At 34.7% G+C, this 12271-nt stretch carries 17 protein-coding genes; all 17 read right to left on the reverse strand.

Features of this window, described 5'->3' with window-relative positions; genetic code table 11:
- Window positions 1–17 precede the first annotated feature (17 nt).
- Window positions 18–329 carry a hypothetical protein gene (locus V6984_RS08695; RefSeq protein ID WP_342759389.1) on the reverse strand — a complete coding sequence of 104 codons (312 nt, stop codon included), beginning with the start codon at window positions 327–329 and terminating at the stop codon, window positions 18–20.
- A gap of 12 nt (window positions 330–341) precedes the next feature.
- A complete protein-coding gene (locus tag V6984_RS08700) occupies window positions 342–1604 on the reverse strand; it encodes a DNA polymerase IV (RefSeq protein WP_342759390.1) in 1263 nt (420 codons plus the stop codon).
- Window positions 1605–2071: 467 nt separating this feature from the next.
- Window positions 2072–2653, reverse strand: a complete 582-nt coding sequence (locus V6984_RS08705) for an SOS response-associated peptidase (RefSeq protein WP_342759391.1) — start codon at window positions 2651–2653, stop codon at window positions 2072–2074.
- Between the two features lie 478 nt (window positions 2654–3131).
- Complete coding sequence (locus V6984_RS08710; protein WP_342759392.1) at window positions 3132–4865, reverse strand: phage tail tape measure protein; 1734 nt, start codon at window positions 4863–4865, stop codon at window positions 3132–3134.
- Window positions 4866–4939: 74 nt separating this feature from the next.
- A complete protein-coding gene (locus V6984_RS08715) occupies window positions 4940–5131 on the reverse strand; it encodes a hypothetical protein (protein ID WP_342759393.1) in 192 nt (63 codons plus the stop codon).
- A 49-nt stretch (window positions 5132–5180) separates the two neighbouring features.
- On the reverse strand, window positions 5181–5600 hold the full coding sequence (locus V6984_RS08720) for a hypothetical protein (protein ID WP_342759394.1): 420 nt from the start codon (window positions 5598–5600) through the stop codon (window positions 5181–5183).
- Window positions 5600–5824, reverse strand: a complete 225-nt coding sequence (locus tag V6984_RS08725) for a hypothetical protein (RefSeq protein ID WP_342759395.1) — start codon at window positions 5822–5824, stop codon at window positions 5600–5602. Before V6984_RS08725 ends, V6984_RS08720 begins: the two co-directional genes overlap by 1 nt.
- A gap of 17 nt (window positions 5825–5841) precedes the next feature.
- Window positions 5842–6384, reverse strand: coding sequence for a hypothetical protein (locus V6984_RS08730; protein ID WP_342759396.1), 543 nt, complete (start codon window positions 6382–6384; stop codon window positions 5842–5844).
- A gap of 63 nt (window positions 6385–6447) precedes the next feature.
- Window positions 6448–7218: a phage antirepressor gene (locus tag V6984_RS08735; protein WP_342759397.1), complete on the reverse strand. Its 771-nt coding sequence runs from the start codon at window positions 7216–7218 to the stop codon at window positions 6448–6450.
- 348 nt (window positions 7219–7566) lie between these two features.
- On the reverse strand, window positions 7567–7920 hold the full coding sequence (locus V6984_RS08740; protein ID WP_342759398.1) for a hypothetical protein: 354 nt from the start codon (window positions 7918–7920) through the stop codon (window positions 7567–7569).
- A 9-nt stretch (window positions 7921–7929) separates the two neighbouring features.
- Entirely contained in the window at window positions 7930–8370 is a 441-nt protein-coding gene (locus V6984_RS08745; RefSeq protein ID WP_342759399.1) for a hypothetical protein, read from the reverse strand.
- Between the two features lie 158 nt (window positions 8371–8528).
- A complete protein-coding gene (locus V6984_RS08750; RefSeq protein WP_342759400.1) occupies window positions 8529–8726 on the reverse strand; it encodes a hypothetical protein in 198 nt (65 codons plus the stop codon).
- Window positions 8727–8802: 76 nt separating this feature from the next.
- On the reverse strand, window positions 8803–9093 hold the full coding sequence (locus V6984_RS08755) for a hypothetical protein (protein WP_342759401.1): 291 nt from the start codon (window positions 9091–9093) through the stop codon (window positions 8803–8805).
- 59 nt (window positions 9094–9152) lie between these two features.
- Entirely contained in the window at window positions 9153–9929 is a 777-nt protein-coding gene (locus V6984_RS08760) for a hypothetical protein (RefSeq protein ID WP_342759402.1), read from the reverse strand.
- Between the two features lie 69 nt (window positions 9930–9998).
- Window positions 9999–10724 (reverse strand): hypothetical protein, encoded by a 726-nt coding sequence (locus V6984_RS08765; protein WP_342759404.1) that lies wholly within the window; start codon window positions 10722–10724, stop codon window positions 9999–10001.
- Window positions 10714–11157 (reverse strand): hypothetical protein, encoded by a 444-nt coding sequence (locus tag V6984_RS08770; protein WP_342759406.1) that lies wholly within the window; start codon window positions 11155–11157, stop codon window positions 10714–10716. The genes V6984_RS08765 and V6984_RS08770 overlap by 11 nt, the downstream gene beginning before the upstream one ends.
- 59 nt (window positions 11158–11216) lie before the next feature.
- Window positions 11217–12260, reverse strand: coding sequence for a hypothetical protein (locus V6984_RS08775; RefSeq protein WP_342759407.1), 1044 nt, complete (start codon window positions 12258–12260; stop codon window positions 11217–11219).
- Window positions 12261–12271 lie beyond the last annotated feature (11 nt).

Here is a 12271-nt window from a genome sequence, read left to right on the forward strand (position 1 = left end):
GTGGTAATATATGGTATCTATATAACCATTACCCATCTACACTCTATAGGGAAGAATACCAATTTAAATTCTTGCATGAGCCCTCCAATAATAGCCTTACATAGATATTCTATAGAGGGTATCCCAGAATAGTTTTTGCTTTCATGTGTAATAACTTTAATATTTTTAATGGTTTGAATTTCCCCGTCTTCACCTTCGAATTTTATGAGGATGGGACGAGAGTTACACTTACTCGTAAACCAACAATCACAAGCAACCTCAAACTGCTTACCATTAATTGTTCCGGCATCAGTCATTTCTGTATTTATACCGATTCCAAATGCCGACATAATTAACCTCCTCTACATAACATCTATTTTACTATAATCAACAGTTCGTTTTTCTCGTGAAATTCCCCCTCCTAGATGATCGATAGGTGTATTTATAAAGGTTGCCCTTTTAACCGCGTCAATCCCGTATCTCAAACGTATTTTGTCAATTGCTGTGTCCAGCCTTTCTTGCTTTTCAAAATCTATATTGTTAATAAAGGATAGTTGTCTTGCCTCACTGTCAGAAAAAATCCTAGTAGTATGAACTCCTAAATGTCTTATTGGACTACCATCCCATAATTCATCAAATAAAGTACACGCGTATTGGTGGATTTCATTTGTAATATTGGTTGGTGTTCCCATAACCATTTGATGTCCAGCATACCTAAACTCGGAATCCTTTATTCCTATTGAGATAACGCCGGCTTTGACCTTATCTTTTCTTAGTCTGGCAGCAACTGTTTCTGAAAGTGATAGTAGTACCTTTTTTGCGGTTACAGTGTCTTTTGCATCAAACGAGATTGTGGAGGAATTACCATATCCTTTATTGTCTGGACGTATTGCTTCTACACTGGAAAAATCATAGCCATTTGCAAAAGCCCAAATAATTTCTCCGTGTTTTTTAAAGTAATGTCTTAACATAATAGGGTCTGAGTGTGCTAATTGTCCGATTGTAGTAATTCCTAGATTTAATAATTTCTTGTTTGTCGCCCTTCCTACATAAAACAAATCAGAAACTGGAAGATTCCACATCTTGTTCGGTATTTCATCGGGGAAAAGCGTGTGCACCAGATCAGGCTTTCGAAAGTCTCCCGCCATTTTCGCCAAGAGCTTGTTGGTCGATACACCGATGTTGACGGTAAATCCCAGTTCATCTCGGATTCTGTCTTTTATCTGATTAGCCACTTTTATCGGTTCACCCCAAAGTAAACGCGTACCAGTCATATCTATAAAACACTCATCAATGCTATACTGTTCTACGGTAGGAGAGTACTCACGTAAAATACTTACAAATGCTTTAGATGATTGCTCATATAAATTATAATTCGGCGGCACAATGACGAGATTAGGACATTTCTTAAGTGCTTCGGGGATAGATTCTCCTGTTTGTATTTTATATTTTTTAGCTGGAATTGATTTCGCCAAAATAATACCATGCCTTTGTTCAATACTTCCACCAACCGCTGATGGTATGCTTCTTAAGTCGATTTTTGACATTAAATGTTTAAGTCTGTATACCGCTTCCCAAGATAAAAATGCCGAATTAGCATCGATATGATATATAATCCTTTCCATACTTGCCACCTCTTTATGAGGAAGATTATATCGAACATTTGTTCCTTTGGCAAGTGGTAATTTTTTCTCATTATTTTTTAGTACAAAGTTTGACAATATTTACCATATTACTTATAATTCTTACATAGAGTGCTACCAAATACGGGTAGGCGGTTATTCTCCAATCAGAGAGTAAAAGCTCTGTTCACATAGAAACCTTTCGGGGTATTTATACGAGAGGAGGACATTTTCTTATGGTAAGTTTTTCGGATTTATTCACCTATACATTAGTGTTGATTGCCATTATTACATTATGTAATAGTAATAGAAAAGAAAAATAGCCGCCCCGTCCTGAGAAAACGAGCGACTATGATTCTTTAGTCAATTTATTTTCAGAGCAACCGTCTTGCTTTACGGTAGCACTTTTATAACAAATTTAAATACTTAATAAGTATAGAATATTTTCTAAATAATTTCAAGTGCCAATCTTATATAATTAAAGAAGTTTGCTCATACTCGCGTATCTGTTTAAGCTGTACGGGGGTTTTATGAAGAATAAAGTCGGTAAATCCGTTGTCATATATCCAATTTTCTAATTCATTATTCTCCAATATTAAGGGCATACGGTCATGTATATTTACCACAGATTCGTTTGCGTTAGTAGTTAATATGACAAACCTATTTTCGTCATCATATGATTTCCATATTCCGGCCATATATAAGATATTATTGTCTCTTCTCTCAAAACGTATCTTATTTTTTGATGAATCCCACTCGTAAAAACCTGCGGCTGGCACTATACATCGAGTCTCCATAATGGGCTTACTAAAAGTCCTCTTTTCTTTGACAGTCTCACTCCGGGCATTAATGATTACGCCTTTTTTCGCATAGTTAGGAAAGCCCCACATCATAGTAGATAATGCAAGAGAATCCAGATTGTTATGGATAATCGGGACTTGGTTCGTTGGATAAACATCGCCTTTCTTATGCGCCAACTTCTCGCTTACTTGGCGTACAATTTTCTCTATTTCGTCAACAGTTTCGTCGCTAATATAATACCTTCCGCACATAGTTTCACCTCACTATATGATTATTATGTCCATTTATGATGATTATAGCAGAAGATAAAACAATTGTTTGTTAATTTATAAGTCAATTTACCTCTTATACTTCCAAGATATAAGGGGATTGTGTAATATGTGCAAGTAGGGCAGTAGAAAATACTGTTCGCATCCCTATTCGCTTCTCAGGGCTTTTCGCCCAGGTTACGGATCATGTATATTGCAATAGAATATAATTACGCCTATATTCCATCGTGTCTTGTCAGCCTCTCGCGCGATATATTATGAAATTACACTTTCAATCTAACATATATCGCGTCGGTGATTACCATTTTCGTACAATATGTACTTAGTGCGTTATAGATTTACTATAACGATACCCATTATAGGCTTACGGCTTCCCCCGATATTCGACATTTTTAGGATTAATTAATCCAAGGATTAGTCTGCTCGATGTACGACCAAATCGCAGATCATTTCTATTCGGTTATATAGCATTATTATAAAACCTTATGTAAATGGGCTTGTAAAACTTTGACAAGTAAATTGTTAACCCTAATCCCTTTGCGCCTAATACAGCGCCTATTCCAGACAATAGTGGTGTTAAAATACCAACTTTATCAATTATAGAATCTATGATATTAATAGCACCCGTTCCGGAATCTACAATACCTTTCAGAAAATTGGAGTTTAGTATAGTCTGAGATAACGACTCGAACGCAGCTTCAAATTGTTTTGTCTTTGCCTCAAGTGAATCCATCCATTTTTCTTGTTCTGCATATGCTGAACCAGCAGAAGCCATAGTTGCATCTAATGCCTTTTGTACTTGTCCAGACTGAAAGGCCTGAAGAATAGCCGCACCTTGATTACCCCTTTGCTTACCAAACAATGTCTCTAGCAAATCGGCTTGTGTAGTCTGGTCTAGTTTATCATATACCTCTGATACATCTTCCAAAATATCATAATAATCTTTGAACTTAGTTGGGTCAGCTTCATTCATAATATCCACTTGACCTTGTGTAAGATTTAAAATATGTGTTTGAATCTTGCTGACAGACTCTAAATCTTCATATTCTTCGCCAAGTTCTTCTAATGCGCCCTTCATACCCATTACGCGCATCTGACCCACCTTCAAGGCGTTGCCTAACTCACCTGCTTCTTGAGTAATTTCTGCACCACCAGTAAGTAGAGCCAGAGTTTTTTCTAATGTCATACCACCAAGAGCCATAGCAGATGCAGCATTACTTACCCCATCACCCAGACCCGCCGCCGTCACAGCAAATTCATTTCCTAATTTATTAAAAGAATCGACTATTGTAATAGCATCCGATGTTTCAAGATTAAATGCCTTCATAGTTGTAACGATATCTGATACTGCCGTATCATCGTCTACTTCTCCTACGTTTGCATAAATAGAAGATATTTCTGCGAGTTTTGCTGAATCATCAATTGAAAACCCAAGTTTCGCCCAGTTAGCAGATTGCTCCACTAAACTAGAAACAGAACGTCCTAATTTTTGCGCTTTATCGTTGGCACTGTCAAGAAACTGATTATATTTAATACTTGTTTCGTCAGTTACTTTATACAAATTTGTCATTGCTGTATCTACTTTAAAAACAGCATCTGACATTTTTCGCAATGAGTTAACAGCCCCCATTACAATCGAAGTAGCACTAACCCATGTAGCAAAAGAACCAATTCCACTAGCGATAGAATCTTTTAAAGAACGTCCTAGTTTCCCTGTCGTTCTCATTTGTGAATCAAGAGTTTTAAATTGAGTATTAATATTTCTTATGTCGTCTTTTGTTAAATCATCAGCAGATTCTATAGTATGTATCCATTCTAATAGCTGATTTTTAGCGTCTTTTGTTATCTTGGTATTATTCGACATGTAATTCTGGAACTTCGTCATAGCGGAAACACGATCCATTTCGGAGGCTAGTTTTTTAGCTGCGACATTAGCTTCATTCATAGATACGGTTAACGCCTTAAAAACATCATTCCCGGATATTTTAAAATCTCCACCAAGCGAATTATTTAAGGTGTTCGCAATTAGTTTGCTAACTTCTTTTAAGTTGTTTTTAATAGAAGCGGTTTCTAATTGGGGAACAATCTTTACCATATTGTTATTTACAATCTTTTGAACTTCCGATATTTCTTTTGTAATGCCGGATTTCTCTAAAACAGTTTGTATAATAACTGAAAATTGGTTTGAATCCATATTTTATATATTTCTCCTTTCTTAAATTTGGACATAAAAATAGCCCTCCAAAATAGGAGAGCAATAGCTACAACTTATTTCATTCCATCTAAGTTAAGAGATGTTTTACAAAAGGTTCTAATATCTTCAATTGACTTGTTTTCGTCACACATTTTCAATACAGCGCCAAGTATTCCAGAAGCGCCAATTTTCATTCCTTGAAACCTAGCATCTTTTAAATGGCTTTCAAATTTGTCCAGTAATTCTTTTTCTTGTTTCTTTGTCAATTCACATAACCTCCTATGATTTCTTATGAAAGAACCGATTCATCAGTTCTTATTTCACGTTCAATCCTTGTTTTCTTAATTCTTCTTTTAGTATTTTCAATGCATTTTCTTCACAATACTCAACAAACCTTTTAAAGAAATGCCCGTCTTCATAAATATAGGCAGATCCGTGATATCCGGCATCTGCCATATATAATTGTGTTTCACCATCCCAATATGCCCCATAGTTCATAGCGTTTTCATCCATAAATATTTCACCAGATGTCTTATTCAGCATTTTCGTAGTGGCAGATTTCCAGAATTGATATGTACGCCGATAGTATTCTGGTTCATATTTATCATAGTATTCTGAATCAATAAACTCCTGTAGAGTACCTAGCAGTCTATTACAAGCATTTTCGATGGCCTTTTCACAAGCTTTCTCCATATATTTCTGCAAGTCAATAGTAGTTCTAAATACTTTAGCCATTATTTCTTATCCGTATCTTTCGTATCGTCCTTATGAACAGAATCATGAATTACACCGGCTAATTCTTTTAAAAATTCTTTCTTTACTTCTTCGGCAGTCATATCTTTAGATGCAATTGCAAGTTTGGTAAGCATCTCAATATAGGCATTACTTTGAGAGAATGCTTTAAAGATTTCAATTTTAAGTTTCGCATAGAATAGCTTAGATTTAATATATGTAATCATATTTTATTTCCTTTCATTCACATGGGTATGTAATTATTATTGAAAAAATTTTTCAAATTATATCTATAATTTGTTCTTAACAGAGTGCTTTCGATTTCAAATGGATTCATTAGTAACACATCGTTAATATTAATAGACTTTTTAGATAACATATTCGTGTATCCAATAAAATCATTAATATCTACAAAATATGTTTTGTTTGATTTGCTTCGAAAGTTGAAAATAAATCCAAATACTCCTACGTGGTTACTCCATTTTTCTAACCCTTTAATCTGATTCTTCTTGATGTTAAAGCTGCATTTCTTTTCTTTATCTTCAAAATCTTCACGCCAATATGTAAGAGATCCTATCGTGGACTTTAATTCAAGTCCATAAAAGGTTCTTGTTGTATCATCAAACATAATGAAGTCACATTCATTAGTAGCTGTAAATCTTGTCCCAGATCCGCCGTTCCATGATGATGCTCCATCATTTAATCTTTTAACCAATACGTGAGAGGGTACAGAATTTACAAAACTATCTTCAAATATCTTCCCTGGATTTTTTGCTATGTTATTCACATCCTTTTTTATATAATAAAACTCCACTAGATTTCTCTAATGGAGTCCAATCATTTTAATTCTCTATTCAGTAATCGGATTGTCATAATATCCATCTTTACGAAGAAGCTTTCTGATATATTCTAATCCTTTTTTAGTTGCATATGTAACAGGTCTATATTTACCATCCGCGCATGGAGTTTCCTTTATTGCAAACAGATTTTGATTCATAAATCTCTGGTATGGAACATTCACATTATCTTGGTAGAATAATATCTTCTTATCCCTAAGGTATGAAAGCATTTTATTTCTACCTATTTTTAGTTGTTTTGAGACAAGATTCATGTGATATAACCCTTCTGTATTTAATAAATCATTGTAAAATTCCTGCAATTCATCGACCTTAACTTGTAATTCTTTTACCATCATTAATTTTACATCATCACTAAATGAAGAAAAATAGTATTCAATCATTTTTTCCTCATTCCCGCGTGGTATAGCGGCACCCGTTAAGCGAATTGATTTAAGATACTTCTTTATTTCATTCTTCATCTCCTTGGCTATAGCCTTAGTAGATCTCATGCAACATTCATACAAGCCGTCTTCTGTTAAAGCCCACGTTTCTTGAATTCCACCAAGGGTCATAAAACTTTTAAGTCCCTTTTCACCTTCATCAACCTTTTTAACCATATTTGTAATTTGATATTTGCCGTTGACTCCTTTGGAATAGTCAATCCACTCCGCTACATCTTTGGCCATAAACCACGGAAATTCTATACTGCCATATAATTTAATTGTACGACCAAGAATTTCGACTTCTGTGACCATTTCTAAAACATTACTTTCTTTACTCATTATAAATTCCTCCATTTTTTATCCTCTGATATCAGTAGTAGAGTGGCGAACGTGGTCAGAGGAGTTCCACTTCATCGGGTAATTACGCCGATTATTCACCACCCAAGAGATGAGTTCAATAACCTCTCATCTATCAGATATAAAAAATAACTGTATCGACCTATTGCCGCCCATACAGTTATTCTCTGTTTAGACATATAAAAAGAGCGAAATCATTCAAATGAAATCGCCCTTTCATAAGTTAAGCACCTTTATATAATTCTTTTACAATCTTAATAATAGTAGCCAAAGATATGCCTTTGGTCTTATATTCTTTTATAACAGCTTGTAATTCTTCCATGAGCTACCTCATACATTTCCGCCATCAACTAACTGTTTAACCGCCTCGTTCGTCTCCAAAAGCTTTCTCATTTCTTCCAATGCTTCATCTACCCATGTGCTAAACGTTTCAAAACTTACAATCTTAGCCACAACGGGGAATTTAGTTACAAACATATCATAAACTGCTCGTAACTTCAGTGACCCCGTATTACTACCCAATTCAGATTCAGCAACAGTAACGGCATAAAGAAGCCATTCTTTTATCTTCGTAATTTGTTCCTTGGTCGGAAGTCCAGCAAACTTATAAACAGATACTCCAATGACCACCAATATCGCTAAAACAGCGACAATAACATACCAGTAATTTATCAAAAATTCCATAATTTCTCCTTATCCAACAGAGTCTTCTTCTCCCGTAAACACAGAAACAGGAATAATCTGTTGCTGATTCTCATTTATTTTAGTTTCTATTTCAGATAATTGTACTTCATTTTTCTTCTCGAAAAATGTTTCAAAGAAAGCTTTAATTAAATACCCTAAAACCGTAGCAATAACAGTAGTACATACTGTTTGTGATAGTGTCTCGGCTATTGAGTATTTGCCCATATATGCTAGGTGATATGACATTGTAATCCATATGCACCCAAACCATAACAGCCGATTAATCCACTTTTTTGTAAACGTATCTACTCTAATAACCTTACTTCCATTTTTTATGTAATCAATAGCATTAAATAAAAGATAATGTTTCGTTTTTACAATATCAAATTTCAGCTTCTTTTCTTCAAATCTCATTTCCGCGATACGTTTCTTACGTTCCAAATCACGCATAATATCATCGTGGGTTATGTATTTTGGTATTTAAATCACCGCCTTAATAATAAATAGGAAATAGTAATAGACTTGCTCGAATGTTCCGCTGCTCATGGTGGCTTGGTCACGAGTACGCCATTTACTTTTACGTACATTGTCTTGTACAACCCCTTTAACTAAACCTCGTACTTCTTATCTGAATACATCTCTGAGAGAGTATCCCATAACTCCTTTGTTTTTCTGAATTTCCACACAGATACTCCTTCATCATTTGTAAATACCCATGTATATCTAATTCCTTTGGACTTAAGAAAAGTCACTTCGTTCAAGAACGATGTTGCATACTCTTTATCCCATTTATTCTTATTTTCCATATATTCATCATCGTAAAAAAAATGGGTATACTAAACTAACAATCACAGATTATGTTAGAGTTTAATATACCCATCCCTAGTCAATCTGCTCACTTTCTTCTTCATTTTTAATCTTTACTTTTCTAGCCCTCTTTGGTTTCTCTAAGACTATTTTAGCATCATCAGAAGAAATCTCTTTTTTTTCTTCCACAACAACTATTGTCTCTTTATTTCTCGCGCTTATAACCATATCAAAATATTTTGATGCACATTCTTGAGAGCAAGCTACGGATCTCCAATGGAAAACTCCTTTGTTGTTTTCACAATCTGCACATGGCGTATATAATTTCCCACATACTTTACATGGCTTTTGAACTTTATATCCCATTTTTATTCCTCATTGATAGAAGTGGAGAGTGAGGTTGTCACTCTCCACTCTTTTCATAGTTAATAAACGATTAAATCCCATAAATTCGTCGAACCAGTACATCCACCGGCAAGAGATTCAGCTTCAAACGCCTGAGTGGTAGGATCAGAACCCATAACAAGATCGAAAGTTCCATTAAAGTCGCCCCTCTGAATGATAAACTGTCCATGATAAGCATTATCGCAATTATCCTGAGCCGTAACATCAATATAAAGCTTCAGCGTTTTACTATACTTTTCAGAATCATTAGAAATCTTTGCCGATTCAACCTCGATATCATAGAAGGCTACAACCTCTGCACCGTCAGCCACATCACCTGCAAATAATGTAACCGCTTTGCTTGTGGGATTGTATGTAAATTCTCCCGTAGCAGGGTCAGCGGCAACCTGTGTAAGTTTAGTCCCCAAAGAACCGTTGCTATTTTTCTTGTATAGTGTTCCAATTTCTGCCCCAACTGTACCAACAGCAGTTTTCTCTGTTGCGGTTGCATTAGACGTTACAGTCATTACATCCGTAACCCTTACCTTAAAAGTACCATTCTCAATTTCAGTACCAGTCTGTGCCGCCAACGCGCCACCTACCAATACTCCATTAGTACCACTAATTGTTACCGCTTTATTCTTCTTAAGGGAACCAATCTTTCTTCCCCCTTTACCAGTAATATCAACCTTCTCTTCACTGTTTGCTATAGTTGTATCCTGCAATTCGTCAAGGATAAATTCTAACTCACCAGCGTTATTAAAAGCTGTAATCTGGTCAACCTGTGTAATTATTAATTTGTTTACATCGACAGCCATTTTTGCCTCCTTAATTTTATAAACTAAAAAAGACACGAATAATTTCGCGTCTTGAGTAACCTTTATTACTTATTTAATTGATGGAATCCATGACAAGCATGATTTATCTTTTAACTTGGACGTATCAACCGTTCCAGAATAAACCCCAATCATCGTATTATCAAAAGTAATACTAGATTGTATCTGTTTAAAACTATGATTAAACTTATAGATAGATAAATCCATAGTTTCTTCATAGTTATATTTAAATTCTGGCCTATTAACTAACGCGATTATCAATTTTTCCAAATAAGAACCATGCTTATTATTTGCATTCCTCTTTTGTTTTTTTCGCTCTTTTTCAAGCAAGTATTTCTTTGCTTCTTCATTTCCCGGCTTGGTTTTAACACGTTCCGTAAGATTTACTTTCCTTATTGCATCAACCAAAATCGAATAAACATATTCATCTATAATTATATCGTTTTTACGACTGTAAATAATATTTGTATCATTTTCAGGATTATAAGATACTGCGAAGTCTGTTGTGTCTAAATCTCCGAATACCAAAGTTAAATCTTCTTTAGCAAATGACGGAAATAACATTAGAAACAAGTCATAATCAGATATGGACGTATAATCAACGCCCATGTCATCTAGTTGAACCATATACTGAAATGGTGTTCCAGTAAGAGAAGTAGTTATATTATAGTAAGACTGCTCATTATCTAATATTTCGCCAACAGAAGGGATTCTAATAGACATCTTCGGTGTTATGGGAATTACCTTAGAATTTAATAAGCTTTTATTATTTTCCATACTTCGCACCATCATTAAAGTCTTTTACTACAAACTTTAGTAGTCGTCCTTTGAAATTTTTTTGTGGAGAATATGGGACATTGTCCACCAGAACAGTAGTTCCAATGCCAAGTATATTTTTATTGCAAAAAATACTATCTAATTCACAAACAATCTTATCATACCAGAGACAAATTCTGCCATTTTCTATATACTTAACTACATCCTGATGACACAACACATAGAAATATACTGTTACATTTTTATATACATCATTTCTCGAATCGTTAGAAGTGCTAATATCGAAATTAATATATTTATTTGTTTCCGTTATGGTTTCAGGAATATATTCATGAGGAAAGCACCATTTATAAGGAATGATATCTTCTGGATATTCTGCATCAGCTTCACCTAAGAGTTTTATTAGCTCTTTTGAACGGCAAATTTGATCCATAATAAGCTTACGATATTCGATTATTTCATAACTTCTTGCCTTACCTATTCCGTCACCCCCTAAAATCCTTCAACAATATTTATTGTCAGTTCTGATATGACAACTCCCGACACGATTATAGACACCAAAAAAGACTCTCCAATTAGAGAATCATCTTCAACTTTCAATTTAATTTTATTACCGTCAGCCGTTTGATTTATCTTGTCGGAAAAATCACTTGTAATATTCCACTCAAATTCAACATCGTCGACTACACTTCCATCCAAATCCTTAAATGATACGGTATACATTCTTTCGTATCCAATTTTTAGATTGGTGTTTCCACTTATCGAAACGGATAAATCTGTCGTTTCATCCGGTGGAGTGGGAGAGGGAGAGAAGTAATCACAAATCCAGACTTCTTTACCATTATCAAGAGTAATTAATTTATCTGTTGTCTTATTAAATGCATCATAAGACATCGTAAATATAATGGTTCCACCTTTGTTTGAGTCTTGATAATTGCCAGATACAACCTTTCGATTAGTTAGCCTATAAACATCCGGGGTTTCAGCTTCATCGAAATCAATAGGGAAACGCATATCTCTTTTTAAAAGTTTTACTTCTTCGTCAATTGGCAGTATTAGTCTATACTGATCATCTCCAATGGCAATTGTTTCATTTTCAGAAACACCACTAGAACCCCTCGAAAACACTTCGGAATGCGATAATCTTTCTATAATTACTCCGTCATGGTTTTGCCACCTTAATTTAAAATTACATAGAGAAGCGGTTATCTTTTCATAAGACTTGTTATTTCCAGGATATCCAATTAACAGCCAATAAGCACCTTCAAAGAAAACATATTTACCGGCAACAGAAGTTCCTATCGGAAATAGTATAGTACGTTCAGTTGACTTCTCCTTTGTATCAGATATATTACCTTGCACAACACAGTTAATAATAGAAAATTCAGATAAATCACTATTGTATATAGTTACCTTATCAGAAAATGTAGTCTCCAAAACATCAGTAAAATTACTCTGAGCATATTCAGTAATAGTATCTGATTCATATCCAGAAACAATATTTGGGGAGGGTGTGGTTAAGTACCATGATTTCATGTTATACCCCC

This window comes from Kineothrix sp. IPX-CK (assembly GCF_039134705.1).
GTDB lineage: Bacteria > Bacillota > Clostridia > Lachnospirales > Lachnospiraceae > Kineothrix > Kineothrix sedimenti.

Coding starts and splice junctions, on each gene's coding strand:
- V6984_RS08755 (WP_342759401.1), bottom strand. CDS start 9,093: ATGGGATATAAAGTTCAAAAGCCATGTAAAGTATGTGGGAAATTATAT.
- V6984_RS08775 (WP_342759407.1), bottom strand. CDS start 12,260: ATGAAATCATGGTACTTAACCACACCCTCCCCAAATATTGTTTCTGGA.
- V6984_RS08695 (WP_342759389.1), bottom strand. CDS start 329: ATGTCGGCATTTGGAATCGGTATAAATACAGAAATGACTGATGCCGGA.
- V6984_RS08750 (WP_342759400.1), bottom strand. CDS start 8,726: ATGGAAAATAAGAATAAATGGGATAAAGAGTATGCAACATCGTTCTTG.
- V6984_RS08745 (WP_342759399.1), bottom strand. CDS start 8,370: ATGCGTGATTTGGAACGTAAGAAACGTATCGCGGAAATGAGATTTGAA.
- V6984_RS08725 (WP_342759395.1), bottom strand. CDS start 5,824: ATGATTACATATATTAAATCTAAGCTATTCTATGCGAAACTTAAAATT.
- V6984_RS08700 (WP_342759390.1), bottom strand. CDS start 1,604: ATGGAAAGGATTATATATCATATCGATGCTAATTCGGCATTTTTATCT.
- V6984_RS08705 (WP_342759391.1), bottom strand. CDS start 2,653: ATGTGCGGAAGGTATTATATTAGCGACGAAACTGTTGACGAAATAGAG.
- V6984_RS08720 (WP_342759394.1), bottom strand. CDS start 5,600: ATGGCTAAAGTATTTAGAACTACTATTGACTTGCAGAAATATATGGAG.
- V6984_RS08770 (WP_342759406.1), bottom strand. CDS start 11,157: ATGGATCAAATTTGCCGTTCAAAAGAGCTAATAAAACTCTTAGGTGAA.
- V6984_RS08710 (WP_342759392.1), bottom strand. CDS start 4,865: ATGGATTCAAACCAATTTTCAGTTATTATACAAACTGTTTTAGAGAAA.
- V6984_RS08740 (WP_342759398.1), bottom strand. CDS start 7,920: ATGGAATTTTTGATAAATTACTGGTATGTTATTGTCGCTGTTTTAGCG.
- V6984_RS08765 (WP_342759404.1), bottom strand. CDS start 10,724: ATGGAAAATAATAAAAGCTTATTAAATTCTAAGGTAATTCCCATAACA.
- V6984_RS08735 (WP_342759397.1), bottom strand. CDS start 7,218: ATGAGTAAAGAAAGTAATGTTTTAGAAATGGTCACAGAAGTCGAAATT.
- V6984_RS08760 (WP_342759402.1), bottom strand. CDS start 9,929: ATGGCTGTCGATGTAAACAAATTAATAATTACACAGGTTGACCAGATT.